The organism is Dermabacter sp. HMSC06F07 (assembly GCF_001807345.1).
Taxonomy (GTDB): domain Bacteria; phylum Actinomycetota; class Actinomycetes; order Actinomycetales; family Dermabacteraceae; genus Dermabacter; species Dermabacter hominis.
Window position 1 is genome coordinate 34,593 of record NZ_KV788584.1, and the last position, 25,217, is coordinate 59,809.

Genomic DNA, 25,217 nt, shown 5'->3' on the forward strand with positions numbered 1-25,217 from the left:
AAAGCCGAGGAGCGCGCATGGCATACCCCAAGAACGGTAAGAGCCTCACGAGTTCACCAAACCTCCCGAAGCTCGAGGACGAGGTGCTCGCCTTCTGGAAAGAGGACGACACATTCGCCGAATCCATTCGTCGCCGCGAGGGCGCCGAAGAGTTCGTGTTCTACGACGGCCCGCCGTTCGCGAACGGCCTGCCGCACTACGGCCACCTCCTCACCGGCTACGCGAAGGACGTCGTCCCGCGCTACCGCACCATGCGCGGCAACCTCGTGGAGCGCCGTTTCGGGTGGGACACCCACGGGCTCCCCGCCGAGCTCGCGGCGATGGAGGAACTTGGCCTCACCGAGAAGCGCGAAATCGAAGAGATGGGCGTGCAGGCATTCAACAATGCCGCGCGCGGCTCCGTGCTGACGTACGCGAACGAATGGATCGACTACGTGACGCGCCAGGCGCGCTGGGTCGATTTTGACAACGACTACAAGACGCTCGACGTGACGTTCATGGAGTCGGTGCTGTGGGCGTTCAAGCAGCTCTACGACAAGGGCCGCGCGTACGAGGGCTACAAGGTTCTCCCGTACTGCTGGGTTGACCAGACCCCGCTGAGCTCCCACGAGCTGCGCATGGACGACGACGTGTACAAGGACCGCCAGGATGCCTCCGTCGTCGTGACGTTCCCGCTCACGGGCCAGAAGGCGGCCGAGCTCGCACTCGACGGCGTCAAGGCTCTCGCATGGACGACGACCCCGTGGACCCTCCCCACGAACTTCTCGCTCGCGGTGGGCCCGGAGGTCGAGTACGTGACGGTTCCGGCGGGCCCGAACGGAAGTTCCGACGGCACCCCCGCCGGTGGTGCGACCTACCTCCTCGCGAAGGATCTCGCCGGCGCGTTCGCGAAGGAACTCGGCTACGACGGTGAAGAGGACGTTCTCGCGGCTCTCGGCGAGCCTGTGTATGCCGGTTCCGAACTTGAATACGTCGAGTACACCCCGCTGTGGGACGTGTACGCACAGGACCGCGAAAAGTGGGGCCTCGAGAAGGCTTGGATCATCACTGTCGCCGACTACGTCTCGACGAGCGACGGTACGGGCATCGTGCACCAGGCAACCGCGTACGGTGAGGACGACCAGAAAATCAACGCCGAATACGGCATCCCCGTGGTGGTGAGCGTCGACGAAGGCGCAAAGTTCCTCGAGACGTTCCGCGGGACTGCGCTCGATTCGATCGTGGGTCTGCAGGTGTTTGAGGCTAATCGCCCTCTCATCCGCCTTCTTCAGGCAGATGGCCGGCTCTTCCAGGAGAAGAGCTACGTGCACAGTTACCCGCACTGCTGGCGCTGCCGCAACCCCCTCATCTACAAGGCCGTCGGCTCGTGGTTCGTGAAGGTTGCAGATCAGCGCGAGCGGATGCTCGAACTGAACGAGGAGATCAACTGGGTTCCCGGCAACGTGAAGCACGGCCAGTTCGGAAAGTGGCTCGAAGGCGCACGCGACTGGGCAATCTCTCGCAACCGCTACTGGGGTACGCCCATTCCCGTGTGGAAGAGCGATGACCCGAACTACCCGCGCATCGAGGTGTACGGCTCGCTCGCGGAGATCGAGGAAGCCTTCGGTGAGCTTCCGCGCGACGAGAACGGCGAGGTGAACCTCCACCGTCCGTACATCGATAACCTCACGCGCCCCAACCCCGACGACCCGACGGGCAAGTCAACCATGCGGCGCATCGAGGACATTTTCGACGTGTGGTTCGACTCGGGCTCGATGCCGTTCGCGCAAGTGCACTACCCCTTCGACAACGAAGAGTGGTTTGACTCGCACAACCCTGCCGACTTCATCGTCGAATACATCGGGCAGACCCGCGGCTGGTTCTACGTCATGCACGTGCTCTCAACCGCACTGTTCGATCGCCCGGCCTTCAAGAACGTCATCTGCCACGGCATCGTCCTTGGCGACGACGGCAACAAAATGTCGAAGTCGCTCAGGAACTACCCGGACGTGCGCGAAATGTACGATTCGTACGGCGCGGACGCGATGCGCTGGTTCCTCATGAATTCGCCGATTTTGCGCGGCGGCAACCTCGTGGTCGCGGAAAGCAACATTCGCGATGCGGTTCGCACGGCCGTTCTTCCGCTGTGGAATACCTGGTACTTCCTCGCTCTATACGCGAATGCGGCGGGGGAGAAGGATTCCGACGGTAAGCCGACCGGCTACGAGGCCAAGGTTCGCTATGACTCCGAGGACGTCATGGATCGCTACCTGCTTGCGCGTACGGGGCAACTCGTTCGCGAGGCGCAGGACTGCCTCGACGAGTTGCGGATTGCTGATGCCGGTGAAGCGATCGCCCAGTACCTGGATGCACTCACGAACTGGTACGTGCGCCGTTCCCGCGAGCGTTTCTGGGAGGGCGATGAAGCCGCGATCGGCACGCTTTACACGTGCCTCGAGACCCTCGTGAGGGTTGCCGCGCCTCTGCTTCCGCTCGTGACCGAGGAAATTTACCGTGAGCTCACGGGTGAGCGGAGCGTGCACCTCACCGATTGGCCCGATGCTTCCCTGTTCCCCGCGGATGACGCGCCCGTCGAGGAGATGGACGCCGTGCGCCAGGTGTGTTCGCAGGGCAACGCGCTGCGCAAGAAGGAGGGCTTGCGTGCCCGCCTCCCGCTCGCGGAGCTGACCGTCGTGGCGGTCGATGCTGCACGCCTCGAGCCGTTCACCGACATCATCCGCGATGAGCTCAATGTCAAGGCCGTGCGGTTGCTCGATGTCGCGAGCGAGGAGGCCGGAAAGATGGGCGTCGAGCAGCGCTTGAGCGTGAATGCCCGCGTCGCTGGCCCGCGCCTCGGTAAGGACGTGCAGCGTGCGATCAAGGGCGCGAAGAGCGGCGACTGGAGCGTCGCCGAGGACGGCACCGTCACCTCGGGCGGCCTCGACCTCGTCGAGGGCGAGTACACGCTCGACCTTGTCGCGGGCGATAGCTCGGATGCGGAAGGCCGCTCAATCGGGGTTCTGCGCGGTGGTGACTTCATCGTTCTCGACACTCGCGTGAGCCCCGAGCTTGAGGCGGAGGGCCTCGCGCGTGACGTCGTGCGTGTGGTGCAGTCCGCTCGCCGCGAGGCAGGCTTCGAGGTTTCGGACCGCATTTCGCTCGCGGTTGCGGGATCCGAAAGTGTTCTCGAGGCCGTGCGTGCGTTCGAGACCCTCGTTTGCCACGAGGTTCTCGCCACGAGCGTTGCGTATAGCGAGGGTGCGCTCGCGGGCGCCGACTTCGAGACGACCGAGAAGGTCACCGGGGCGAGCGTTACCGTTCAGGTGAAGCGCGCTTAACGCCACTTGTCGAGAAGGTCATCCGGTGGCGGGGGAGTCGAGCGGTCGATTCCCCCGTCATCGTTTGTGCCGCCGGGCTCGATGGCGGTTGCGGGCTCACGAACGAACTGGACGTTTATGTCTTCGACGAGCGTGAGGCCTTCGCCCATGTAGAGGCCGTCGATGTCGCCCTTGACTTCGAGCAGGTCGGAATTGAGTTCCTGCTGCGCGAGGAGCGTTGGGTAATAGCCGTAGTGCGGGTCGATCGAGCCGTCGGGTAGGCGCCGAAGCGAGTCGTGAACGGCCCTCAGATCGTAGCCCGGCCACTTCACTTCCGCCGGCGCTTGCCCCGGTTGGAAAAAGGAGATTCCTGTGTTGAAACCCGCGTCGTGGTCCGTCGCGGGGGTGAGATCAATGTTGGTGACTTGCGGTGAGTGCGGACCGTTGAGTCCACCGAGATCGAGGAGTGGAACAGGGTCGACCGTGAAGGAGATTCCCGCTTGTGAGGGGCCACCAAGAATGGTGTCCGCGTAGGGTCGCAGCCCCTGCTTGTGCGCGATCGCGAAGACCTTGGTGTTCGATTGCGCGGGAATGTAGGCGTCCACGGGAGAACCAAAGGTGACGATATCCGTGACGTTGTAGCCGTCTTCGCCATTGAAGTCATGTTTTGAGGAGAGCGAGACTGCTGCGAGGCCTCCCTGGGAGTGTCCAACGAGCATGAGGTTTGCGCCTTTGGGAACGCCCGCGGCTTCGAGCGCAGCGCGCGCGTTCTTCATCGTCGTGACGTCCATGCCCGCCATCATCCCCAGGTTTGAGGCCCAGTCGCGCGAGTTACCGGCGGTTCCATCCCACGCCTTTTCCGTGCCCATACCGATCTGGGTGGGAGGCATGTACATCACGTAGGTTTCTTCTCCCGTCGAGGTGCGAAAGTGCTGTACACGATAGTTTTCGCGGTCTTCGCCCGCGTCGCGTGCGTGGCGTGCCTCCTCGGTGAAGTAGAGCAAGTCCGCGAGTGTGCGCGGTGGGTGCGAATCCTTGTAGTCGCTGATGCTCACGAGCGTGCTTTGTTCGGTCGTCGGGGTGACCGTGAACCGAGGGTTGTGGAAGTGTTTCCTGCCGAGCGCGCTGGCATAGTCGATGGTCTCGAGCGCGATTTTGCCGATCTCGTGGTTGAACGTGTGGGTATTGGGCCTTCCCACTGCTCGAACGCGCTTGGAGCCGCGGCCAAACAGGTTCCTCATCCCATGAGCGATACCCGCGAGAGCGGTGATCCCGAGTACCTGCGCACGTGTCGCCTCTGCGAGACCTAGGGCGGACGCCGAACCGGCGCCTCCGCTCGCGGCGTCGCTCGCGTGCGACGCCGCATCCTGCTCGAGCGCATTGCTCTCGAGCGCGTGTGCAAGTGCGAAAAGCTGCTTCACGGCCTCGTGCATTCCGGGTGCAACGATGCTCGAAACGCGCGCGCGGAAGGCTTCGGCATCCGCGCCCTCCCACGGGACTGCCCCCGCTTCGTCTTTCACGCGAGTCGCATCCGCGGTGAGTCGTCCCGCAAGGTCGTTGAGAGCGCGCGCAGAGTTACGCGCCTGCTCGGTATCCATGCCTAGAAAATCGCCCACGCCCTACCCCTTTGCGCTTCCCGTGAACCGCGGCGACCCCTGTGACCGCGTGCTCAACTTGAGAGTAGGCAACCGTCGGACTCCACGCGTGCGCGCCGTGGCGTCTGGGGGCGGCCGTGAGGTGTGGAGCACGAGCCGCGCCCTGGGCGGCCCTCGCGGATCCCCTCCCCGGCAAGGCCGCACTACACTGAAACCCACGTATCACCGGCGCGAAAGGCAGAGTGAAGCAGTACATGGCACGGCCAGGCGGCATCGAGCACAGCGAAGCGTTCACGAGGGCGTGGACGGATCTGCAATCGCGCGCCCCCGAAAACGAGATCGAGCCGAGCCTCACACGCATAGCGCGCCTCCTCGAGCTCATGGGGCATCCCGAACGCGCATACCGCACCTTCCACATCGCGGGCACGAACGGGAAAACATCGACCGCGCGCATCGCCGAAGCGCTCCTTATCGAGGCGGGCCTTCGCACGGGAAGACTCACGAGCCCACATATGCACACCCCCACCGAACGTATTGCGCTCGATGGGCAGCCCATCAGCGAAGAGGGCTTCGTCCAGGCGTACGAAGACGTGCTCCCTTTCGCCGAGGTCGTCGACCGTGAATTCGCCGAGACTGGCGTGCGAATCAGCATGTTCGAATTCCTCACGGCCATGCAGTTCCAAGCATTCGCGAGTGCGCCGGTCGACGTCGCGATCGTCGAGGTGGGCCTCGGGGGCCGCTGGGACGCGACGAACGTCATCGATCCCGACGTCACCGTGATCACCCCGATCGCTTTCGATCACCAGGACTACCTCGGGGAGACGATCGAGGAGATCGCCGGGGAGAAAGCGGGAATCCTCAAGGAAGGTGCGCTCGCGGTGATTGCCGCGCAGCAGTTCTCCGGCGCGCTCGACGTGCTTAAGAATCGCTGCGCCGAGCTCGGCGTGACCGCCGCAATTGAAGGGGAGCAGATCGGCGTGCTCGATCGCGTACCCGCGGTCGGCGGGCAGATGATCGCGGTGCAGTCGATCGCCGCGCCCTACGAAGAGGTCTTTGTTCCGCTTCTGGGCGCCCACCAGGCACACAACGCGCTTCTCGCGATCGCCGCGGCGGAGGCGCTCCTCACGGGTGGTGATGCCCCACTTGACGGTGATCTCGTCCGCGCGGGCCTCGAGCGCGTGACATCCCCGGGTCGCGCCGAAGTCGTGCGCCAGGCCCCGACGATCCTCGTCGATGCCGCCCACAACCCCGCGGGAGCCGAGGTTCTCGTCGAAACCGTCCGAGAGAGCTTCCGGTTTACACGCACCGTGGGGATCGTGGGCATTCTTAAGGAGAAAGACGCGAGCGAGATCCTCGCGATCCTCGAACCGCTCTTCGACATCGTCGTCATTACCGAGAGCACGTCGCCGCGCGCAATCCCCACGGACCTTCTCGCGATGGAGGCGCGCGACATCTTCGGGGACGAGGACCGCGTCATTGAGCAGGCGAGCCTGCCCGATGCGATCCAAGCCGCCGTAGATGCAGCCGAGCAGGAAGGCGACGATTTCGCGGGCATCGTCGCGACCGGCTCCATCACTCTCGCGGCAGAGGTGCGCCAGCTCTTGGGTCGCGTGGGGCAGTGAGCGGCATGGATATCACCCCCTCGACCCGCAAGTCCGGCGCACAGCGAATGCTGTGTGCCACGACCCTCGCGTGCGAAGGCTTCGTGGCCCTTTTTGCCGGCCTCGTCGCCCACGGACTTGCCCCCGGCACTCGGCTCGCGAGCTGGATTCTTTCGCTCTCGCTGCTCGCGGCCATGATCGTCGCGGCGAGGCTTCTCTCATCGTCACAGGCATGGCCGTATTGGCTCGGCCTTGCACTCCAGGTCCCGTTTATCCTGCTCGGGCTTTTCGTCCCCGCGATGTACGTCGTCGGCCTGCTTTTTGCGCTGCTGTACTGGCTCGGCGTCGTCAAAGGACGCCAGCTTGACCGCGAGAAAGATGCGATCGATCGGCGCGTTCTAGGAGAGGACACCGAGGCACGCTAGGGTGAGGTGCATGACACAAGAACGCACGCTCATTCTTCTTAAACCCGATGCCGTAAAGCGCCAGCTTCGCGGCGAGATCATCCGCCGCATCGAGCAAAAGGGCTACGAGATTCTCGCGCTCGACCAGCGCGCTGCGAGCCTCGAGGAGCTCACAGCGCACTACGCCGAGCACGAGGGCAAGCCATTCTTCCCGCCCATGCTCGACTTCATGAGTTCGGGTCCGCTTGTTGCGCTGGTTGTCGCGGGGGAGGAGTGCATCGCGGGGATGCGTACGCTCATGGGGGCGACAAAGCCGACGGAGGCCGCCCCCGGCACGATCCGCGGTGACCTGGGTCGCGCCTGGGATAAGCCCGTGATTGAGAATCTCATCCACGGTTCGGATTCGCCCGAATCGGCCGCGCGCGAGATCGCTATTTGGTTCCCGGCTCTCTCGGCGTGACGCGCGCTTGAGGTCGAGGCTTCGTACGGGATTCGCTATCGCGAAGAACACACGTAAATTCAGGACTCACGGCCTTCGCTCGCGATCTTTCGAGTAAAGGTGAGGTAAAATTTCAGGTATGGAATCTGTCATCCTCTTCATGCTTGTGGCCGTCGCACTGGCCGCGGGGCTCATCGCCGTCGTTGTGATGTCGCAGAAGAAGTCGGGCAATCTTCCCTCGCGTTCAAAGGGCTCGCCGAAGTCAGTGAGCCGTACCCCCTCGGCGTCAATGCGCGCGAGCGTGCCCGTTCAAGCCTGGCCCCTGCGTGAGCGTGAAGGGCGCAGCGCCGCATCGCGCACGGATCGTGACTCATCAAATACCGATCAAGCCGAAGCAGAGAGCGAGCCGTTGCGTCTCGCTTCATGAGGTGCTGCACGCGCATCGTCTCACCACAGCCACGCCCGCGATTGCGCGGGCGTTTTCGTACACTAGCGAGGAAGTCTTTGCCGCGCGCCCTCACGTGCGTGGCTGGTTAAGGGAGGGCTAATGGACTTAAACGAACTGATATTGACCCTCGTCGCAAGCGGCGGCGGCGTCGCCGTTATCGCGGCGGGGTTGTGGGCGCTCACGCGGCCGTCGGGAAGTGACACCGACGGCAAAGAGGCGCCGGAGAAGGATGCCAAGGGCGAGCGCAAGGAAGCCGCAAAGCCGGAGCGTCCCGCCGCCCCCACGTGGGGGGAGTCGCTTTCGGCGCCTGCTAAGAAACCCGCGCGCGAAGCGGGAAGCGAAGAGGAGGAGGGGGCCGACGCCTCTCAGGCTCCCGTCGATGCCGAAGTGCCGCACGAGGGCGGCGTGCAGGCGTCGGACACACCCGAGATCACCCCTGCCGCGCCCGTGGCGCCGGCTGAACCCGTTGAACCGGTCGAATCCGTCGCGCCGGTCGAACCCGTTGAAACTGCTGAGCCGGTCGACCCCGTCGAACCCGTCGAGCCCGCCGAGCCGGTTGCTCCGGCCGAGGAAGTCGAGTCAACGGACGTCGAAGCCGAGCCGCACGCCCCCGTCGAGACTCCTGAGCCGACCGCCGATCGCATGGTGCGCCTTCGCGCGCGTCTCCAGCGCTCCGGATCGATTGGCCGAGGAATCCTCGCGCTGCTCACGAGCGGCGATATCGACATGGACACGTGGGACGAGATCGAGGAAACCCTCCTCATGGCCGACCTCGGCCCCGATGCGACCGACGAACTGATGGAGGCGCTGCGCGACCGCGTGCAGGTGCTCAACACGAAGGACCCCGACGCGGTCCGCGAGATTCTGCGTGAAGAACTCGTCAAGCTCGTGAACCCCGGCCTCGACCGTCGACTCGCGGCGAGCGCGATCGAGGCGCCCGACGGCTCGATGGTGCCGAGCGTCGTCATGATGGTCGGCGTCAACGGCACCGGAAAGACGACGACGACCGGTAAGTTCGGTCGCGTTCTCATCGCCGAAGGCCGCACCGTACTCTTTGGGGCTGCCGATACATTCCGTGCCGCAGCCGCCGAGCAGCTCCAGACGTGGGGCGAGCGCGTGGGCGTCACAACCGTGCGCAGCGAACGCGAAAACGCCGATCCGGCCTCGGTCGCCTTCGACGCTGTTCAGGCCGGCATCGACCAGGGTGTCGATGTCGTCGTGATCGATACGGCCGGTCGCCTCCAGAACAAGAAGGGGCTCATGGACGAACTCGGCAAGATTCGCCGCGTCGCCTCGAAGGCCCTCAAGGGGGCCGAGATCCAGGAGGTCATCCTCGTCCTTGACGCGACGACCGGCCAGAACGGCATGCAGCAGGCGCGCGTGTTCGCTGAGGCCGTGAACGTCACGGGCATCGCGCTCACGAAGCTCGACGGCACCGCGAAGGGTGGCATCGTCGTCAACGTCCAGCGCGAGCTCGGCGTGCCCGTGAAGCTTGTGGGTCTCGGTGAAGGCATGGACGACCTCACGCCGTTCGACCCGTACGGGTTCGTGGACGCGCTCCTCGAGTAGTTCCCCTCACCTCTTTCGCGCGAGCCGGAGAGCATCGACCCCCGTTACAATGGGTGCGCTCCGGCTCGCGGGGTGCGCCCCCACGGGTGCGCGCCGTCACCTCGCTCGCCGCCCCAAGTTTCCCGAGGCTATTTTTTCGTGTTTGACAATCTTTCCGATCGCATTAGTAAGACCCTCAAGGGCCTGCGTGGCCAGGGCCGCCTCACTGAGGCCGATATCGACAAGACCGTGCGTGAGATCCGCCGCGCACTGCTTGACGCGGACGTCGCGGTCCCCGTCGTTCGGCAGTTTGCCGCGCGCGTGCGCGAGCGCGCCCTCGGCGCAGAAGTCTCGAAGGCGCTGAACCCCGCGCAGCAGGTCGTCAAGATCGTCCACGCTGAGCTCGTCGAGGTTCTCGGCGGTGCGACCGGCCAGCTCCAGTTCGCGAAGAACCCGCCAACCGTGATCATGCTCGCGGGCCTCCAGGGCGCCGGTAAAACGACACTTGCCGGCAAGCTTGCCAAGTACCTCAAGGACGAGGGCCACACGCCGCTGCTCGTTGCGTCCGACCTCCAGCGCCCCAATGCCGTCAACCAGCTCCAGATCGTCGGTGAGCGGGCGGGCGTCAAGGTGTTCGCCCCCGAGCCCGGCAATGGCGTGGGGGACCCTGTTGTCGTTGCCCTCGACGGTGTCGCGACGGCGGCGCACGAGCAGTACGACGTTGTGATCGTTGATACCGCGGGCCGCCTCGGCATCGACGAAGAAATGATGCAGCAGGCGCGGGATATCCGCGATGCCGTCAACCCCGACAACACCCTTTTTGTCGTCGACGCGATGATCGGCCAGGATGCCGCGCGCGTCGCTGAAGCGTTCCGCGACGGCGTGGGCTTCACGGGCGTGGTGCTGTCGAAACTCGACGGCGATGCACGCGGTGGCGCGGCCCTCTCCATCACGGGCATCACCGACCGCCCGATTCTCTTCGCCTCGACCGGTGAGGCACTCGGTGATTTCGAGCGGTTCCACCCGGACCGCATGGCGAGCCGCATCCTCGATATGGGCGACGTGCTTACCCTCATCGAGCAGGCTGAAAAGCGCATGGACCGCGAGGAAGCCGAGAAGGTCGCCTCGAAGCTCGCGCAGGGCGAAGAATTCAACCTCAACGACTTCATGTCGATGCTTCAGCAGATCAAGTCGATGGGCTCGATGAAGAAGATGCTCGGCATGATGCCGAACATGCGCCAGTACAAGCAGGCGATCGATCAGTTCGACGATTCGATGATCACGCGTATCGAAGCAATGGTGCAGTCCATGACGCCGTTCGAGCGCGCGAACCCCAAAGAGATCAACGGCACACGCCGAGCACGCATCGCAAAGGGCTCCGGCACGACCGTGACCGAAGTGAATCGTCTGCTCGATCAGTTCAAGCAGATGCAAAAGATGATGGGCTCGGTGGGCAAGGGCCTGGCCGGCGGCGGTGGTTTCGGGGCGCCGGGCATGGGATTTGGCAAGAAATCCCGCGGACGCATGCAGTCCCCGAAGAAAAACAAAAAGAAGTCCCGTTCGGGCAACCCTGCGAAGCGCGCAGCCGAAGAAAAGGCGTGGGCGGAGCAGCAGGCCCAGAAGAAGGGTTCGGCCTTCGGCGGCGCGGGCGCGTTTGGAGGGGTGGGGAATTCCGCCGACGCCAGCGCCGACTTGTCGAACCTCGACATGAATCAGCTTCCCCCAGAACTTCGCAAGATGCTCGGAAAGTAGCCGATGTCCACCGTCACGACCGGTAGCCTTCCCGCTCTCACCTCGGGACTTCGATTCCCCACGTCGAGGCGTGGCGCGCGCTACTGCATCGATAACGTCGATCGTTTCCTCGACACCTTGGATGAGGAACTCGTGCTCACTGAGGGAGACGTCGAGCGCTCGCTCGCTCTCGCCGAGCGTATCGAGGCGCAGTCGTTCCCGCGCGTCGGGCTTATGCGTGAGGGCTACCAGGCAGCCGTCGTGGACGAAGCCCTCGAAGCGGTCGTGCGTGAACTGCGGGCCGATCCGCTCAGCGATCACAATGCTCTCGTGATTTGCGTGGATGACTTTCTCGCGGCGCATCAGCCACTGACGTGGGCCGACGCGCAGGCCGGCGCCGTTGGTGGAACCGTGAGGCTGTACGAACGCTCGAGCGTGGAAAAGGCCTTCGCTGACTTTCGCGCGATCGCTACGGCCGGCGATACGCACGAGACGCATCGCAAGCTCAGGCAGTTCCGTAAAAAGCTCACGCTCGCACGGCTCGGCGATTGGGAGAGCGGGGCGGGAGCCGACGGCGAGGGCTATCCCGCGTTCGCCGTCGATCGGTTCTTTGCGCTCAGTATTTCCGACCATTGCTCGGCGCCGCTGTCTGGCGAGTAACGGCGGAGGCACAGCGGCCGTCGGATCCTTAACTGTGCCCGGTGGCACACGCTACGGCCTTTCGCTGAGGGGCCGGTTTCGGGCATAATTGACCCTTGTATGTGCCCGCTCCGGAGCCCTCTACCCGGCCGGGCACGTCCAGCCGAGGAAAGCGCAGCTTATGTTGACCCCACGGGCGGCGCGATTCTCACCCATTCTTACGCAGAAGGAGAGACAGCCTCGTGGCCGTCAAGATTCGTCTAAAGCGCATGGGCAAGGTCCATGCACCGGTTTACCGCATCGTTGTTGTTGACTCGCGCAAGAAGCGCGATGGCGCCGTGATCGAAGAGATCGGCAAGTACAACCCGAACGAGCAGCCCTCGTTCATGGAAGTTGACTCGGAGCGCGCACAGTACTGGCTCGGCGTGGGTGCCCAGCCCAGCGACCAGGTCGCCGCGATCCTCAAGGTCACCGGTGAGTGGGCAAAGTTCAAGGGTGAAGAGGGCACCGAAGGCACCCTCAAGGCCAAGGAAGCAAAGGTGAGCGCCGAGGAGCGCATCGCCGCCGCTGACAAGGCCGCCGCTGAAAAGCGCGAAGAGGTCAAGGCCGCCAAGGAAAAGGCTGAGGCCGAAGCCGCCGCTGAGAAGGAAGCCGCTGTGGCTGCCGAGAACGCCGAGTCCTCCGAGGAGTCGGCTGAGGGTGCCGAGGCCGAGACTTCCGAAGAGACCACCGAAGAGGCCTGAGCATGAGTGCCCGCGCCGAAGCCCTCGCGCACCTCGTGTGCGGGATCGTCGACAACCCCGATGACGTGCGCGTCAAGGAAAAGTCGACCCGCCGGGGGCCGCTGCTCGAAGTGCGCGTTCACCCCGATGATCTCGGGCGCGTGATCGGGCGTTCGGGTCGCACGGCCCGGGCGCTGCGCACCGTGACCACGGCACTGTCCAACGACGACATTCGCGTGGACATCGTGGACACAGACAAGCGCTAACGGTGACAACGCACCTTGAGGCGGCAGCAACGCTACAGTGTGGCGCGGCTGCCGCCTTTCCTTTTGAGACCCGTGAGTGAGGATTCCATGACGCTCTCCCGCATTCTTCGCCCGCTCGCTGCCTTCGGCGCAGCGGGACTTCTGGCGCTCGGCGCTGCCGGGTGCGACGCGATCGGTTCGACAGGCGGTGAGCCCTCGGGTGGTGGCACCGTGGAGGTCACGACGATAGAGAAGAAGCCCCAGGTCGATCCCGCGACCGAGTACGCGTGTACCCAGTTCTTTGGCGACCCAGATTACGTCTCGCCCGAGTACTTCCAGGCGATTGCCATGGGGGCGAGTGCCCTTGAGATCGGCGGTACGAACGAGTACATGTTCCAGACTGCCGCCGAGGATGTGCGTGGGACGTTTGCCGAATCCACCGAGGATGTTAAGGGTGCGGCCGGCAAGGTCGCCGACTGGATCGAAACTGAATCCGCGAAGGGGAAGGACGCCGATACCGAAGCCTTCAAGGGAGCGCTCGAGGGTCTCGCCTCGGCGTGCGCGCCGATGTCGGTGCACGCGACTTGGGCGAACGGTGGCGGTGAGAAGGGCAAGAAACCCGCAAAACTCGTGTGTGCTGAGCTTGCGACAAAGCCGCAGCTGTTCACCGAATACCGCAACGGCAACGTCTTCACCTCGAACTCCTTTAAAGCCATTGGTTTTCGCGGCAAGTATGTTCCGAAGTCCGATCGTGCAAAGGTCCAGAACCTCAACGACATTCTCCAGGACGAGATCGATAACGTCGATGACGAGGGCGTGAAGAAGGCCCTCACCGAGGTCCAAAAACCGTTCCAAAAAGTTCTTGACGGAGATCCGAACTCCTCTGGCTCGCGTGCGACTCTCGATGGTTTCGGCGCGGCGTGCGAGGCAGCGGGATACGAAGGCGCCGTTGACCTCCCGAGCGAGGACCCGGGCGAGAGCGGCGAGAGCGGCGGAGGTGAGCTCGCCGGTGAGTGACAACGTGACGGTAGTCGTGGGCACAATCGGCAAGGCTCACGGTCTCAAGGGCGAGGTGTCGCTCATCGTACGCACCGATATTCCCGAAGAGCGCCTCGTGAAGGGTGCCCGTTTCGACGTTGACGGGGGCGAGGGAACGCCCCAACAGCTCACGCTCGCCGCGACGCGCACACAGCAAGGGCGGTGGTACGTGAAGTTCGCCGAGATCCACGACCGCACGGCGGCAGAGGGGCTTCGCGGCGCAGATTTGGTACTCGAGCTGGATCGCGACGAGGAGTTTGAAGAGGATCCGGATGCGTGGTACCCGGAGGAACTCAAGGGGCTTGAAGTCCGTACGGACGATGGCCGAGTGCTCGGCACCGTGATCGGGCTCGATCACTATCCCGCGCAGGACCTGTTGATCGTGCGGGCGGTGGATGGCCGGCGCGTCATGCTTCCGTTCGTCGAGGAGCTCGTGCCCGAAGTCGACATTGAGGGCGGGTTCGTGGTTGCGGATCCTCCCGGCGGTCTCTTCGATCCCGAGAACGCGCTGAGCGAGCGCGATGGTGCGAAGGGCTAGCGTCTCGTGCGTATCGACGTCATCACGATTTTTCCCGAATACCTCGCCCCGCTCGAGCTTTCCCTCATCGGCAAGGCCCGCAAGGACGGGCTCATCGATGTGCACCTGCACAACTTGCGCGATTACACGCACGATCGTCACCGCACAGTCGATGACACGCCCGTGGGCGGCGGGGCCGGCATGGTGATGAAGCCCGAGCCGTGGTCGGAAGCGTTTGCGGATGTGCTCGCCTCGGGGAAGGGGGAGTTCGACGATGGCTCCGCTTCACCGCTCGTTATTTTCCCGAACCCGGCGGGCGAACCGTTTACGCAGCGGGCTGCGGAACAGCGGGCCGAGGAGCCGTGGCTCATTTTCGCGTGCGGCCGCTACGAAGGTATCGACGAGCGCGTTTACGAGTACCTCGCCGATCAAGGCGTGCGCGTTGCGCTCAGCTCACTCGGTGATTACGTGCTCAACGGTGGCGAGGTTGCGGTTCTCGCGATGACCGAGGCGATCGTGCGTCTCGTGCCGGGGGTCGTGGGCAATCCCGAATCGATCGTCGAGGAGTCTCACACGAGCGGGCTGCTCGAGTACCCGCTCTATACGAAGCCTGCACGTTGGACCTCACCCGACGGCGTACAGCGCGACGTGCCCGAAGTGCTGCTCAGCGGCCACCACGCGCGCATCCAAAAGTGGCGCCGCGAACGTTCACTCGAGCGCACTGCCGAGCGCAGGCCAGACCTCCTCGAGGGGCGCGAGTAGCCCGCTAGCGCCCTCTTAGTCTTCGCCTCGCTCCTGGTCCTTCGGGTGGTCCTGGGCTCCGAGATGACGCACGAGGCGCCTTGTTGTGAAGGGCCAATAGAAGGCCGCGAAGGCAATGGCGATGAAGCCAAACGCGCATCCAATGTCGAGGAAAACGCGCTGAGGCAAGCTCCTCGCCATAAGGGCATGGCCAGCGCACGCGAGTGCGGCAAGGATTGCGAGCACGCCGAAGCCCACAAGAACGGCGTTGACGGGCTTGACTTTCGAGTGATGGTCGCGTGCAACCGCCGCTGACTCAGGCGTTGTTGCCACGTGCCCTTCCTCGACCGCTTGGAGGACGCCGTGGCGCCTCCCCGGCACGAAGTGAATAACGAGCCCCGCAATCACGAGTGCGAGCGCGATGGCGAGCCCCACGATCATTGAGCGGGCGGGGTCGTCGCCAGTCCAGGGAAGGAGCGCGAGCGCCCAAAACAGCGCGGCGGGTGCGAGGAGCACGAGGAGGAACGAGACGAGGTTCGAGACGTGCTCCTTCGTGGAGTGCTTAACGAAGGTGGTTGCTTCCGCGTGAGTGAGGCCGCTGCTCGTGATGGCCCGGTGCGACCGGGTAGCGTCGGTGGTTTCTTGGTTGTCGTGCGCGTTCACGGTGCTCCTTTCGTGCGAGCAACCTCGCACTCTCCTTCACGGGACATCCTATTGCGTGCCTCTTGGAGTAGTGGCAAAATGGATGACCGTGCGTGTTGCGCCGTGACCTGCCTCGGGGGGTTGCGGCACGAGGCAACAGGGCAGATCCGTCGCCACGGGTATGGCGGCCAGAGGCCCGGCACATGTGAATGATTCATAGACGCCCTCGGTGGGTCTGACCCGCCGCCAGGGGGTAAAACATTCGCCGTCCGACCCGGGGCGGGAGGCAGGAGAAAACTTATGCAGAAGTTCGATGAACTCGATGCGGCGCACCTCAAGAGCGACGTTCCCGATTTCCGCGCTGGCGACAACGTCAAGGTGCACGTGAAGGTTGTTGAAGGTAACCGCTCGCGTATCCAGGTGTTCCAGGGCTACGTCATCGCTCGCAAGGGCGGCGGCATCAAGGAAACCTTCCGCGTCCGCAAGGTCTCGTTCGGCGTCGGCGTCGAGCGTGTCTTCCCGGTTCACGCTCCGACGGTCGAGAAGATCGAGGTCGTTTCTCGCGGTGACGTTCGCCGTGCGAAGCTCTACTACCTTCGTGGCCTCACCGGCAAGAAGGCCCGCATCCGCGAGAAGCGCGAACACTCCTGATTCGCGCCTTGCGCTCTCAATCGCAGCCGCGGCGATCGCTCCTCGTGTGGGTGATCGCCGCGGTTTTATGCGTCGTACTTCTCGCCGTGCTTGGTGTGCGACATTTCGTTGTGACGACCTACCACGTGCCGAGTGGGTCAATGGCGCCGACGCTCAACGCGGGGGAGTACATCGTCGTGGATCGCACGAGCCGAGGTACGGCGCGTCGTGGTGACGTCGTGGTGTTCGACGGTAAGGGGTATTTCGGCGGAGCGTCACAGTATTGGGTGAAGCGTGTGATCGGCGTCGGCGGCGATCGCGTGCGCTGCTGTACCAGCGAAGGCCAGCTCGAGGTGAACGGTCGCCCGCTCGAGGAGCCCTATCTTCCCGATTCCCTCACGCGTGCGAGCGCGGTCGATTTTGATGTCGCGGTGCCCGAGGGGCACATGTTCCTTCTCGGCGACAGCCGCGATCACTCATCCGATTCGCGCAATCACCTCGGTGATCCTGGTGGAGGCATGGTTCCCGTTTCACGTACGCAAGGGCGCGTAACGCGTGTCGTGTGGCCGCTTTCCGATGGGCGCGAGATCTCCCACTAGACTGGATCCGATGTCTGAGCTCGAGCCCCCCGCCCCCGCGGTCCCCGAACCGCGCGAATCGTCGACCGCACCGGATCCCGCCGATCCGAGTGGGGATTCGTCGCGCCGTGCCGGCGCCAGGGCCCACGCGAAAAAGAGCGGAGTGCTCAGCTCGGTTCTTGATTGGACGGTCACCATTGTCATCGCACTCATCGTTGCTGTGCTGATCAAGACTTTCCTCGTGCAGCCGTTCTTCATCCCGTCGGCGTCGATGCACCCGACCCTCATGGAAGACGACAAGATCCTCGTCTCGAAGCTTCATCCGGGAGTTCTCGACCTGCACCGTGGCGATGTCATCGTGTTTCAAGACCCGGGTAACTGGGTGGGAGGCAACCACGATCGCCCGCTCACAGCCGGACAGCAGGTCTCCAAAGCCCTCAGCTACGTGGGGCTCGCCCCGGACCCGACAGAAAATCACCTCGTGAAGCGCCTCATCGGTGTGGGCGGTGACCACATCGTGTGCAAGGAACGCGGCGGCCCGATGAGCGTTAACGGTGTGGAGCTCGACGAAACCTACATCGTTCCCGGTAACGGTGCGTGCCAGGTGTCGTTCGACGTCACGGTCCCCGAGGGCAAACTGTGGGTCATGGGGGACAACCGCTTCAATAGCGCCGACTCCTCCGAGCATTACGCGCGTGGCGAGGACCCGTTCGTCGACGAATCGAAGGTAGCGGGCAAAGCCGTCTTGCTCTTCCTCCCGTTCGAGCACTGGAGCACCCTCAAGGACGGCGAGAAGGTGTTCGAGAAACTGAACAACGCCGAGAGCGCGGCAAGCATCGGCCCCACGCGGTCGAGGGATCTGTCGCCCCTCGCGCTCGCCGCGTAAGGCCCGCGTGACGCGAATGCCACGTCCCCCCGCGACTGCCGAGCGCGAGCTTTTTCTTGCGAGTGCATTTCTTGCCGCACACCCTGAGGCCTCGTCGTGCGCGGTCATTGGGCTCGACGAAGTGGGTCGCGGGGCTCTCGCCGGCCCGGTCGCGGTGGGCGCGTTCGCGGTGAGGTGCGAGCGGGGTGAGGATCCGGTTCCGACGCTTGCCGAGCTACCGTCGGGCCTCAAAGACTCCAAGCTGCTCAGCCCCACCAAACGCGAGGCGTTTTTCGCGACCCTCGCGGGCGGGGCGAGTTCGATTCCTCTTCCGCTCGGGCTCGTTGCGCGATGCGGAACCGAGGTGTGCCCGGCAGCCGTCGGAACTGCACGGGCCAGGGAGATTGACGAACACGGTATTTCTCATGCGCTCACCCTCGCGGCGACGCGTGCTCTCGAGGCGACCCGCGAGGCACTCGACGTGCCGCTCGCGGGCGTGATTCTGGATGGGAACCACGATTATGTGTCGCGCGGGTGCGAAACGCCGCTCGAGTGCCCGCTCGAGGTGGTCGTCAAGGCCGATCAGACGTGCGTATCGGTGGCCGCGGCGAGCATTCTCGCGAAGGTTGCGCGAGATCGCCACATGGGTGCGCTCGACACCGAAGCCCCCGGGTACGGGTGGGCCGGCAACAAAGGCTACGGGTCCAAGGCGCACCGCGAGGCGATCGCAAAGCTCGGGATCCACGCCGAGCATCGCGCGAGTTGGAAGCTCGTGCCGGCTGAACAGCCGGGATTCGATCTGCCACTGTAATCTTGACAATCGCGGGTGGCACGCCGCTGCGAACAACCATGAGAGCCACGACGTGAGGGAGGGCGCTTTGAACGTGCATGATCTCGATGCCTACGAGGCCGACATGGAGCTTCAGCTCTATCGCGAATACCGCGACGTCGTGGGAACGTATGCGTACCGCATCGAAACGGAGCGTAGGCTCTACCTCGCGAACCAGGTTGACGTGCACGTTCAGCATGCGGGTGGCGAAGTGTTCTACGAGTTGAACCTTGCCGATGCGTGGGTGTGGGACGTGCACCGAACGTCGCGATTCGTGCGTTCCGTTCGCGTGTTGACGTTCAAGGACGTCAACGTTGAAGAGCTTGAGAAGCCCGAGTTCGATCTCTAGCCATGCCGTAGTCGGTGGTTCGCGCCTCACAGGGCGCACCCATCCACAATTGGTCGTTGCTCGACTGACACCGATGCGTAGTTTCGGCATCGTGTGAGGCATGACGATCACGACAGAAGTCGACACTCGCGGTGCCGACACCCTCTCCACCAAAAAACTTGGCAACCTCGGCGAGGACATCGCCGCAGACATCCTCACGCGCGCGGGCTACGAGATCCTCGAGCGGAATTTCCGCACGCGCCACGGCGAAATCGACATCGTCGCGCTCGACGGCGACACGCTCGTGTTCATCGAGGTCAAAACGCGGCGCAGCCTCGTGATGGGCTCGGCGGTAGAAGCGGTCGATTCCCGCAAGGTACGCAAGCTTCGCACGATGATCGGCGCATATTTTCTCGAGCGAAGCCCGCAGCACTCTGGTGTGCGTCTCGATGCTTTCGGTGTCTTCGTCATGCCCGGCGGGCACGTCGACGTCACACACCTCAAGGCAGTGGGCTCATGAGCGTCGCGCGCGTGCTCGGCATGAGCCTGTGGGGGCTCGAGGGGCGAATTGTTGAGGTTGAATGCGAAATCAGCAGGGGGCTTCCCGCTTTCGTGATCGTGGGGCTCCCGGACTCCTCGACCCTCCAGGCCCGCGAGCGCGTCAAGAGTGCGTGCGCCAACGCGGGCCATGCCGTTGGGGAGAAGAAAGTTACCGTAAACCTCTCGCCCGCGTGGATGAAAAAGAGTGGCTCCGGGTTCGATCTCCCGATCGCCGTCGCGACCCTCGCTGCGAAGGGGGTCCTCCCGCCGGGGCACCTTGAGAACACGCTCTTCATCGCTGAACTTGCGCTCGAGGGGAGTCTCAGGCCCGTGCCCGGGATTCTCCCCGCAGTGCGGGCAGCCGCTAAAAGCGGGGTGCGTCGGGTCGTCGTCGCCGAGGCTAACGCTGACGAAGCGCGCCTCGTGCCCGGCATCGACGTGCACTCTGCGTGCCATCTCGGCGAGGTCCTTAACGCATTCGGGGGAAAGGCCGTGTGGACTCGACGTGGGCTTTTTGACCTCGAGGAGGAAGAGGGCCCAGGCGAACCGCCGACCACCGTGCGCGAACAGCCTGATTTTCTTGACGTCAAGGGGCAAAAACTCGGGCGCGAGGCGGCGGAGATCGCCGCCGCGGGAGGTCATCACATGCTCCTTCTCGGGCCGCCCGGCGCGGGCAAAAGCATGATTGCCTCGCGCCTTCCAAGCATCCTTCCTCCGCTCGAGCCGGAGCGTGCTCTCGAGCTCAGCGCGATCGCTTCGATTGCCGGGGAGTTCGATGCGTCGAAGGGACTTGTGAGCGAGGCACCCTTTATCGCTCCGCACCACACCTCGAGCGTCGCGTCGATCATCGGCGGCGGCAGTAACCTTGCGAGTCCCGGCGCTGTCTCTCGCGCTCACGGGGGAGTGCTTTTCTTTGACGAAGCGCCTGAGTTCGCGCCCAAGGTTCTTGAGTCGCTTCGGGAGGTGCTCGAGACGGGGGAGGTGTCTCTCCACCGCACTCGCGGCGTGGCGACCTACCCCGCGGCGTTTCAACTGATCCTCGCCGCCAATCCGTGTCCGTGCGGCCATGCCGATGCGCGAGGCGACCGGTGCCGGTGCACGTCGCTTCAGCGCCGCCGCTACATGGCGCGTCTATCGGGGCCGATCGTCGACCGCATCGACCTTCGGATCACGCTTGCGCCCGTGCGTTCCCTCAGCGGGTCGACGAGAGAAGAATCGAGCGCGCACATTCGAGAGCGCGTGTGTGCGGCGCGCGAGACTCAGCATCGACGCCTCGACGGCAGCGGTTATCTCGTCAATGCCCAGGTGAGCGGCCGGTTTCTCGATCAAGAGATGCCATTGGAGCGCACCGACGACGCGATCTTGGTGCGTGCAGTGGAGCGCGGTCGCCTCACGATGCGGGGCCGCGACCGCGTGCGGCGTGTCGCGTGGACCCTCGCCGACCTTGAGGGGAAGGCTCGGCCGACGAGCGCCCACGTCGCGACGGCTCTCGAGCTTCGAGGGGAGGATGCGTCGTGATCGAGCCGAGAAGCGGGAGCGAGGTGGCGCGTTTTTGGGATGCCGACTCCGTTCCTCTCGAGCCATGTGCTTCGCGTGCTGACCTCGAGGCGCGAGCGGTGTGGAGCGCCCTCGCTGAAGCGACGGATGCCGCCGCACGGTACCTGTGGCTTTCGCGCGGGCCCGTCGATGCACTTGCCCTGGCGCTCGACGGCTCTATCCGCGAGATTGCGGTGGCCCTCGAGGAAGCCGCCCACGATCCAGAGGCTGGGCGGCTTCACGTGACCGCCGCGCATGAATCCATGAGAATCCGCGACGCGCGAAGCGCTGCCGAAAAGGCTAAAGCTGCGTGGGAGGCTCGAGCGAGCGAAGCGCGATACGTTCTCGAGCACTCGAGCGAGCACGGCATCAGGCTCATCCGGCCCGGCGAAGCAGGGTGGCCCGCGGGACTCTCGCGGCTCGCGATTAACGCGCCGTTCGCCCTGTGGTGCGCCGGCGGTCACGCTGGCGAGAACGCAGACTCTATGCGCTCCGTTGCCCTCGTGGGTTCGCGTGGAGCGACGCGTTACGGCACTGGCGTTGCCCACGACTTCGCCGCGGCGCTCGCGGAACGAGGAGTGCGGGTGGTCTCGGGTGGCGCGCTCGGGATCGATGCCGCGGCCCACGCTGGAGCGCTCGCGGCGCGGAGCCTCAAGGGGGGAGGGGGCGGGACCGCCGCATTCCTCGCGGGTGGCCTCGACGATTACTACCCGCGCGCAAACGCGGCGCTCCTTACCCGTGTGAGTAATGAAGGTGGGCTTTTTTCTGAGGCGCCCATCGGTACGCGGCCGACCAGGTGGAGGTTTCTGTCGCGCAACCGGCTCATTGCCGCGGCAAGCGACGCCACGATCGTGATCGAGGCTGCGTGGCGCTCAGGAGCTCTGTCGACCGCCGCGCACGCCGATTCGCTGTCTCTCCCCGTTGGTGCTGTTCCCGGCCCCGTAACCTCGGCAGAAAGTAGCGGGTGCCATCGGTTGATCGCCGAGCGGGGTGCGCAGCTTGTCTCGCGGGTTGAGGACGTCGAGCTCATGATCTCGGGGGGAGCGGGGTTTTCGGCAACCGTCGGGTCTACGGAGAATTCCGGCTCGCCCGGCACCCTCCCACTTGACGTCGACCTTCTCGGTCCCGTGGATCGCCTGGTGTTTGACGGCATCCCGCGGTTTTCCCCGATTGGCGTTGGAGAGCTCGCGTCCCTGTGTGCCCTCGATCCCGAACAGGTGGCGGCAAGCCTCACGCGAATCGAGCTTCTCGGGCTCGTGCAGGTGAGCCGCGGCAGGGTGCGTCGCGTTGCTTCGGGGGCCGCTTAATGACGGCGGCGTGTGGTTGATCTTACGGACACGAGGTTGAGGCAATACTTAGGGAAGCTATATAGTCAAGCTATGCAAATGGGGGAATCCGGGAATCAGGCCGTTGAAGGTCCGCGCAGCAATCTCGACGAACTCGCGAACGAACTGGTCGCGAATGCTCTCCGGTTTAGTCGGACCGCCGGCCGCAATGCGGGTGGCGCGCGCTCACTCATCTCGGTGCGAGTGCTCGCGAACTTGCGCCACGGTGGACCGCTGCGCGTCGGCGAACTCGCGGCGCGCGAGTCCGTATCGCAACCAACGATGACCGGGATCGTCAACCGTCTCGCGGCCGATAACCTCGTCCAACGGCGTTCCGATGAGCGCGATGCCCGTGCCAGCGTCATCACGCTCACCGAGGCGGGCAGTGCCGAGCTCGACCGTTCCCGTGCGGCCTCTGCCGCATCCGTGCGACCCGCGCTCACCGCCTTAGCGCCCGAGGATCTCCACACGCTCGAACACGCGGCGGCCCTCCTCGGCGACTTAGCCGACGCGCTCGCGCGCCCCCAACGCTAACCGCACGCACGGGCGCGCTCAGGCGCCCACAGCACTGTCAGATTGGAGTTCCATTCGAATGTCCGTTGCCGCCCCCGAGGTCGCAGAATCGACGACGCCGCCAGGAGATAGCCCCGCGGCTCCCGAACCCGAAAACACGCCGTCCATCCTTCACCAGCCGGTAGCCGTGTGGGCGATTGCCTTCGCATGCATGGTGTCGTTCATGGGGATCGGGCTCGTTGACCCGATTCTTCCGGCGATCAGTCGTGAGCTTCATGCAAGTCCCTCGCAAACGATGCTCCTGTTTACGAGCTACCTGATCGTCACCTCGATCGCGATGTTCTTCAGCGGGTTCATCTCGAGCAGGCTCGGCGTGAAACGCACCCTCATCACGGGACTCATCCTCATCGTGCTGTTCGCAGCGCTCGCGGGAACAGCGGGTAGCGTCGACGCGATCATCGGCTTCCGTGCCGGCTGGGGGCTCGGCAACGCCCTGTTCATTTCCACAGCTCTCGCGGCGATCGTCGGGGCTGCCTCGGGCGGCTCCGGTCAGGCCATCATCCTTTACGAGGCTGCGCTTGGCGTGGGCATGGCCGTGGGGCCGCTCGCCGGCGGCGCCCTCGGCTCGATCTCGTGGCGCATGCCGTTTTTCGGAACCGCTGCCCTCATGGCGATCGGCCTTGTCGCGATCGTCGTTCTTTTGCCGAAACCAGCTGCCGCACCACGGAAGGCTTCGCTTGGGGCTGGCTTCGCCGCACTGAGTCGCCCGCCGCTTCTTCTTCTCAGCGCCGCTGCCCTCTGCTACAACTTCGGATTCTTTACTCTCCTCGCGTACTCGCCTTATCCGCTCGAGGCTGCCGCGCACGCCGCGGGAATCGAGTTCGGTGCGCACGAACTCGGCCTTGTGTTCTTCGGATGGGGCCTTGCTCTTGCGGTCACCTCGGTGCTCGCAGCCCCGAAATTGACGCGCCGATTCGGGCTCATCCCCGTGCTGTCGGTGACGCTCGCGCTTCTCGCGGCGTGCCTCGTCACCATGGCGCTCGGTGCCCAGCGTCTTGCGCTGCTCGTCACTGCCGTCGTCGTCGCGGGCCTCTTCCTCGGCATTCTCAATACGGCCCTCACCGAAGCCGTGATGGAAGCGACCGACCTTCCGCGCAACATTGCAAGCTCGACCTATTCGGGCGTGCGCTTCCTCGGCGGAGCAATCGCCCCCGCGGTCTCGGGGGCGATTTCCGATGCGCTTGGCGCAGGCGGCCCCTACTGGTTTGCCGCCGGTGCGGTTGTCCTCTCGATGATCATTCTCGTAAGTGGCCACGGACTCCTCACGCGTGTGACAACGCCTCACGCGAACCAGCAGGAAGAGGCGTCCGCGATCACTGCAGGCGACGAAGTCTGAGCATCGAGTCGCGCCCCCGTGCGAGGGAAGCCACGTGACACACTGGAGGGATGAGTCCCACGAGTGAGTCGCGCACGCCTAATGACGGGCGAGAGCTCCTCGTTGCCTCCGGTGACGAGGAGCTGCTCGTGCGCTATGAGCGGCACCTTCGCTATGAGCGCGCACGCAGCGACCACACGGTTCGCGCCTATCTTTCCGATGCGGTTTCGCTGCTCGAATTCACGTGCGAGAAGGTGAAGCGCGACGGCGGCGACGATGCGGAACGCAAGGCGCGGGACCTGACGATCCAGGACCTGCGCGCGTGGCTTGCCGCACGAGCCGACGCCGGCCACAGCCCAACGACGCTCGCGCGTGCCGCCGCGGCTGCGCGCACGTTCACGGCGTGGATGTGCGATACGGGGCTTACCGACCTCGATCCCGGTAGGCGCCTGCGCGCGCCCAAACGTGGTCGCGCACTTCCGCACGTCATTAGCGCAGACCAGGCGCGCAGCATCCTCGAAGAGGCAGAAAACGCCGCGCACGAGGCAAGCGTCGGGCCCGAGGGGGGCCCCGAGGCGGACCCTCTGCGCGTTCGGGACGCGGCCGTTCTCGAAGTGCTGTACTCGTGCGGGCTTCGCGTCTCCGAGCTGTGCGCCCTCAACCGCCGCAGCGTGGATCGCGTCAATCGCACGCTGCGCGTGATCGGTAAAGGAAATAAAGAGCGCGTCGTTCCGCTCGGTGTCCCGGCCCTCGAGGCGCTCGACAGGTGGGAGCAGCTCGGGAGGCCGCACCTCATGCGTGAAGATTCGCAAGCGCTGTTCCTCGGCGCGCGTGGAGGTCGTCTCAACGATCGCGCCGTGCGCACGATCGTCAATCGTGCAGCCCGCGAGGGAGGTCTCGAGGGGCACATCTCACCGCACACGTGGCGCCACAGCGCGGCAACGCACCTCATGGAGGGCGGCGCGGATTTGCGCAGCGTCCAGGACCTGCTTGGCCATTCCTCTCTTCAAACCACGCAAATTTACACGCACGTCTCCGCCGAGCGTCTCAAAGACGCCGTTAGGCACGCACACCCGCGAGCCTAGCCAGCAA

General features: G+C 64.6%; 26 protein-coding genes. 24 read left to right on the forward strand and 2 right to left on the reverse strand.

Annotated elements, in window-relative coordinates; genetic code table 11:
- The first annotated feature begins 17 nt into the window (after positions 1-17).
- Positions 18-3,317, forward strand: a complete 3,300-nt coding sequence (gene ileS, locus HMPREF3157_RS05505; protein WP_070435768.1) for an isoleucine--tRNA ligase — start codon at positions 18-20, stop codon at positions 3,315-3,317.
- Here the strand turns inward: ileS and HMPREF3157_RS05510 are convergent.
- Positions 3,314-4,912, reverse strand: coding sequence for a WXG100 family type VII secretion target (locus tag HMPREF3157_RS05510; RefSeq protein ID WP_016663075.1), 1,599 nt, complete (start codon positions 4,910-4,912; stop codon positions 3,314-3,316). The two genes, ileS and HMPREF3157_RS05510, sit on opposite strands and share 4 nt — an antisense overlap.
- A gap of 233 nt (positions 4,913-5,145) precedes the next feature.
- Here HMPREF3157_RS05510 and HMPREF3157_RS05515 point away from each other — a divergent pair, with 233 nt between their 5' ends.
- The 12 genes from HMPREF3157_RS05515 to trmD all read left to right on the forward strand — a co-directional run bounded on the left by HMPREF3157_RS05515 (position 5,146) and on the right by trmD (position 14,985).
- Positions 5,146-6,513, forward strand: coding sequence for a bifunctional folylpolyglutamate synthase/dihydrofolate synthase (locus HMPREF3157_RS05515; RefSeq protein ID WP_070435826.1), 1,368 nt, complete (start codon positions 5,146-5,148; stop codon positions 6,511-6,513).
- A gap of 5 nt (positions 6,514-6,518) precedes the next feature.
- On the forward strand, positions 6,519-6,917 hold the full coding sequence (locus HMPREF3157_RS05520) for a DUF4233 domain-containing protein (protein WP_070435827.1): 399 nt from the start codon (positions 6,519-6,521) through the stop codon (positions 6,915-6,917).
- Between the two features lie 10 nt (positions 6,918-6,927).
- On the forward strand, positions 6,928-7,356 hold the full coding sequence (gene ndk / locus HMPREF3157_RS05525) for a nucleoside-diphosphate kinase (RefSeq protein WP_070435769.1): 429 nt from the start codon (positions 6,928-6,930) through the stop codon (positions 7,354-7,356).
- Positions 7,357-7,474: 118 nt separating this feature from the next.
- Positions 7,475-7,762, forward strand: a complete 288-nt coding sequence (locus HMPREF3157_RS05530; protein WP_070435770.1) for a hypothetical protein — start codon at positions 7,475-7,477, stop codon at positions 7,760-7,762.
- Positions 7,763-7,882: 120 nt separating this feature from the next.
- Entirely contained in the window at positions 7,883-9,352 is a 1,470-nt protein-coding gene (gene ftsY, locus HMPREF3157_RS05535; protein ID WP_070435771.1) for a signal recognition particle-docking protein FtsY, read from the forward strand.
- A gap of 138 nt (positions 9,353-9,490) precedes the next feature.
- Positions 9,491-11,083, forward strand: a complete 1,593-nt coding sequence (gene ffh / locus HMPREF3157_RS05540) for a signal recognition particle protein (RefSeq protein ID WP_070435772.1) — start codon at positions 9,491-9,493, stop codon at positions 11,081-11,083.
- A gap of 3 nt (positions 11,084-11,086) precedes the next feature.
- The gene (locus tag HMPREF3157_RS05545; protein ID WP_016663068.1) at positions 11,087-11,722 is read left to right on the forward strand and encodes a hypothetical protein; all 636 of its coding nucleotides are present in this window, start codon (positions 11,087-11,089) and stop codon (positions 11,720-11,722) included.
- Positions 11,723-11,943: 221 nt separating this feature from the next.
- The gene (gene rpsP / locus HMPREF3157_RS05550; protein ID WP_070435773.1) at positions 11,944-12,444 is read left to right on the forward strand and encodes a 30S ribosomal protein S16; all 501 of its coding nucleotides are present in this window, start codon (positions 11,944-11,946) and stop codon (positions 12,442-12,444) included.
- A gap of 2 nt (positions 12,445-12,446) precedes the next feature.
- Positions 12,447-12,689 carry an RNA-binding protein gene (locus tag HMPREF3157_RS05555; protein ID WP_016663066.1) on the forward strand — a complete coding sequence of 81 codons (243 nt, stop codon included), beginning with the start codon at positions 12,447-12,449 and terminating at the stop codon, positions 12,687-12,689.
- Positions 12,690-12,776: 87 nt separating this feature from the next.
- On the forward strand, positions 12,777-13,685 hold the full coding sequence (locus HMPREF3157_RS05560) for a hypothetical protein (RefSeq protein ID WP_070435774.1): 909 nt from the start codon (positions 12,777-12,779) through the stop codon (positions 13,683-13,685).
- Positions 13,678-14,244, forward strand: a complete 567-nt coding sequence (gene rimM, locus HMPREF3157_RS05565) for a ribosome maturation factor RimM (RefSeq protein WP_232049674.1) — start codon at positions 13,678-13,680, stop codon at positions 14,242-14,244. Before HMPREF3157_RS05560 ends, rimM begins: the two co-directional genes overlap by 8 nt.
- Before the next feature lie 6 nt (positions 14,245-14,250).
- Positions 14,251-14,985, forward strand: a complete 735-nt coding sequence (gene trmD / locus HMPREF3157_RS05570; protein WP_016663063.1) for a tRNA (guanosine(37)-N1)-methyltransferase TrmD — start codon at positions 14,251-14,253, stop codon at positions 14,983-14,985.
- A 15-nt stretch (positions 14,986-15,000) separates the two neighbouring features.
- Here the strand turns inward: trmD and HMPREF3157_RS05575 are convergent, their stop codons facing one another.
- Positions 15,001-15,627, reverse strand: a complete 627-nt coding sequence (locus HMPREF3157_RS05575; RefSeq protein ID WP_070435775.1) for a hypothetical protein — start codon at positions 15,625-15,627, stop codon at positions 15,001-15,003.
- A gap of 279 nt (positions 15,628-15,906) precedes the next feature.
- Here HMPREF3157_RS05575 and rplS point away from each other — a divergent pair, with 279 nt between their 5' ends.
- The 11 genes from rplS (at position 15,907) to HMPREF3157_RS05630 (ending at position 25,210) form a co-directional block, all read left to right on the forward strand.
- A complete protein-coding gene (rplS, locus tag HMPREF3157_RS05580) occupies positions 15,907-16,257 on the forward strand; it encodes a 50S ribosomal protein L19 (protein WP_016663061.1) in 351 nt (116 codons plus the stop codon).
- An 8-nt stretch (positions 16,258-16,265) separates the two neighbouring features.
- The gene (lepB, locus tag HMPREF3157_RS05585; RefSeq protein ID WP_232049673.1) at positions 16,266-16,835 is read left to right on the forward strand and encodes a signal peptidase I; all 570 of its coding nucleotides are present in this window, start codon (positions 16,266-16,268) and stop codon (positions 16,833-16,835) included.
- Positions 16,836-16,845: 10 nt separating this feature from the next.
- Positions 16,846-17,700, forward strand: coding sequence for a signal peptidase I (gene lepB, locus HMPREF3157_RS05590; RefSeq protein ID WP_016663059.1), 855 nt, complete (start codon positions 16,846-16,848; stop codon positions 17,698-17,700).
- Positions 17,701-17,716: 16 nt separating this feature from the next.
- The gene (locus tag HMPREF3157_RS05595; protein ID WP_083286287.1) at positions 17,717-18,490 is read left to right on the forward strand and encodes a ribonuclease HII; all 774 of its coding nucleotides are present in this window, start codon (positions 17,717-17,719) and stop codon (positions 18,488-18,490) included.
- A gap of 67 nt (positions 18,491-18,557) precedes the next feature.
- On the forward strand, positions 18,558-18,857 hold the full coding sequence (locus HMPREF3157_RS05600) for a DUF2469 domain-containing protein (protein WP_016663057.1): 300 nt from the start codon (positions 18,558-18,560) through the stop codon (positions 18,855-18,857).
- Positions 18,858-18,957: 100 nt separating this feature from the next.
- On the forward strand, positions 18,958-19,356 hold the full coding sequence (locus HMPREF3157_RS05605) for a YraN family protein (protein WP_052126686.1): 399 nt from the start codon (positions 18,958-18,960) through the stop codon (positions 19,354-19,356).
- Positions 19,353-20,894: a YifB family Mg chelatase-like AAA ATPase gene (locus tag HMPREF3157_RS05610; RefSeq protein WP_070435776.1), complete on the forward strand. Its 1,542-nt coding sequence runs from the start codon at positions 19,353-19,355 to the stop codon at positions 20,892-20,894. The genes HMPREF3157_RS05605 and HMPREF3157_RS05610 overlap by 4 nt, the downstream gene beginning before the upstream one ends.
- Complete coding sequence (locus tag HMPREF3157_RS05615; RefSeq protein ID WP_083288075.1) at positions 20,891-22,219, forward strand: DNA-processing protein DprA; 1,329 nt, start codon at positions 20,891-20,893, stop codon at positions 22,217-22,219. Before HMPREF3157_RS05610 ends, HMPREF3157_RS05615 begins: the two co-directional genes overlap by 4 nt.
- 72 nt (positions 22,220-22,291) lie before the next feature.
- Positions 22,292-22,771, forward strand: coding sequence for a MarR family winged helix-turn-helix transcriptional regulator (locus HMPREF3157_RS05620; protein ID WP_016663053.1), 480 nt, complete (start codon positions 22,292-22,294; stop codon positions 22,769-22,771).
- Positions 22,772-22,829: 58 nt separating this feature from the next.
- Positions 22,830-24,146 carry an MFS transporter gene (locus HMPREF3157_RS05625; protein WP_016663052.1) on the forward strand — a complete coding sequence of 439 codons (1,317 nt, stop codon included), beginning with the start codon at positions 22,830-22,832 and terminating at the stop codon, positions 24,144-24,146.
- Positions 24,147-24,196: 50 nt separating this feature from the next.
- Complete coding sequence (locus HMPREF3157_RS05630; protein WP_083288076.1) at positions 24,197-25,210, forward strand: tyrosine recombinase XerC; 1,014 nt, start codon at positions 24,197-24,199, stop codon at positions 25,208-25,210.
- Positions 25,211-25,217 lie beyond the last annotated feature (7 nt).

What these genes read in the sequence shown, in the direction of transcription:
- ileS (WP_070435768.1), top strand. Translation starts at nt 18, where the DNA reads ATGGCATACCCCAAGAACGGTAAGAGCCTCACGAGTTCACCAAACCTC.
- HMPREF3157_RS05515 (WP_070435826.1), top strand. Translation starts at nt 5,146, where the DNA reads ATGGCACGGCCAGGCGGCATCGAGCACAGCGAAGCGTTCACGAGGGCG.
- HMPREF3157_RS05520 (WP_070435827.1), top strand. Translation starts at nt 6,519, where the DNA reads ATGGATATCACCCCCTCGACCCGCAAGTCCGGCGCACAGCGAATGCTG.
- ndk (WP_070435769.1), top strand. Translation starts at nt 6,928, where the DNA reads ATGACACAAGAACGCACGCTCATTCTTCTTAAACCCGATGCCGTAAAG.
- HMPREF3157_RS05530 (WP_070435770.1), top strand. Translation starts at nt 7,475, where the DNA reads ATGGAATCTGTCATCCTCTTCATGCTTGTGGCCGTCGCACTGGCCGCG.
- ftsY (WP_070435771.1), top strand. Translation starts at nt 7,883, where the DNA reads ATGGACTTAAACGAACTGATATTGACCCTCGTCGCAAGCGGCGGCGGC.
- HMPREF3157_RS05545 (WP_016663068.1), top strand. Translation starts at nt 11,087, where the DNA reads ATGTCCACCGTCACGACCGGTAGCCTTCCCGCTCTCACCTCGGGACTT.
- HMPREF3157_RS05555 (WP_016663066.1), top strand. Translation starts at nt 12,447, where the DNA reads ATGAGTGCCCGCGCCGAAGCCCTCGCGCACCTCGTGTGCGGGATCGTC.
- HMPREF3157_RS05560 (WP_070435774.1), top strand. Translation starts at nt 12,777, where the DNA reads ATGACGCTCTCCCGCATTCTTCGCCCGCTCGCTGCCTTCGGCGCAGCG.
- rplS (WP_016663061.1), top strand. Translation starts at nt 15,907, where the DNA reads ATGCAGAAGTTCGATGAACTCGATGCGGCGCACCTCAAGAGCGACGTT.
- lepB (WP_016663059.1), top strand. Translation starts at nt 16,846, where the DNA reads ATGTCTGAGCTCGAGCCCCCCGCCCCCGCGGTCCCCGAACCGCGCGAA.
- HMPREF3157_RS05595 (WP_083286287.1), top strand. Translation starts at nt 17,717, where the DNA reads ATGCCACGTCCCCCCGCGACTGCCGAGCGCGAGCTTTTTCTTGCGAGT.
- HMPREF3157_RS05605 (WP_052126686.1), top strand. Translation starts at nt 18,958, where the DNA reads ATGACGATCACGACAGAAGTCGACACTCGCGGTGCCGACACCCTCTCC.
- HMPREF3157_RS05610 (WP_070435776.1), top strand. Translation starts at nt 19,353, where the DNA reads ATGAGCGTCGCGCGCGTGCTCGGCATGAGCCTGTGGGGGCTCGAGGGG.
- HMPREF3157_RS05620 (WP_016663053.1), top strand. Translation starts at nt 22,292, where the DNA reads ATGCAAATGGGGGAATCCGGGAATCAGGCCGTTGAAGGTCCGCGCAGC.
- HMPREF3157_RS05625 (WP_016663052.1), top strand. Translation starts at nt 22,830, where the DNA reads ATGTCCGTTGCCGCCCCCGAGGTCGCAGAATCGACGACGCCGCCAGGA.
- HMPREF3157_RS05630 (WP_083288076.1), top strand. Translation starts at nt 24,197, where the DNA reads ATGAGTCCCACGAGTGAGTCGCGCACGCCTAATGACGGGCGAGAGCTC.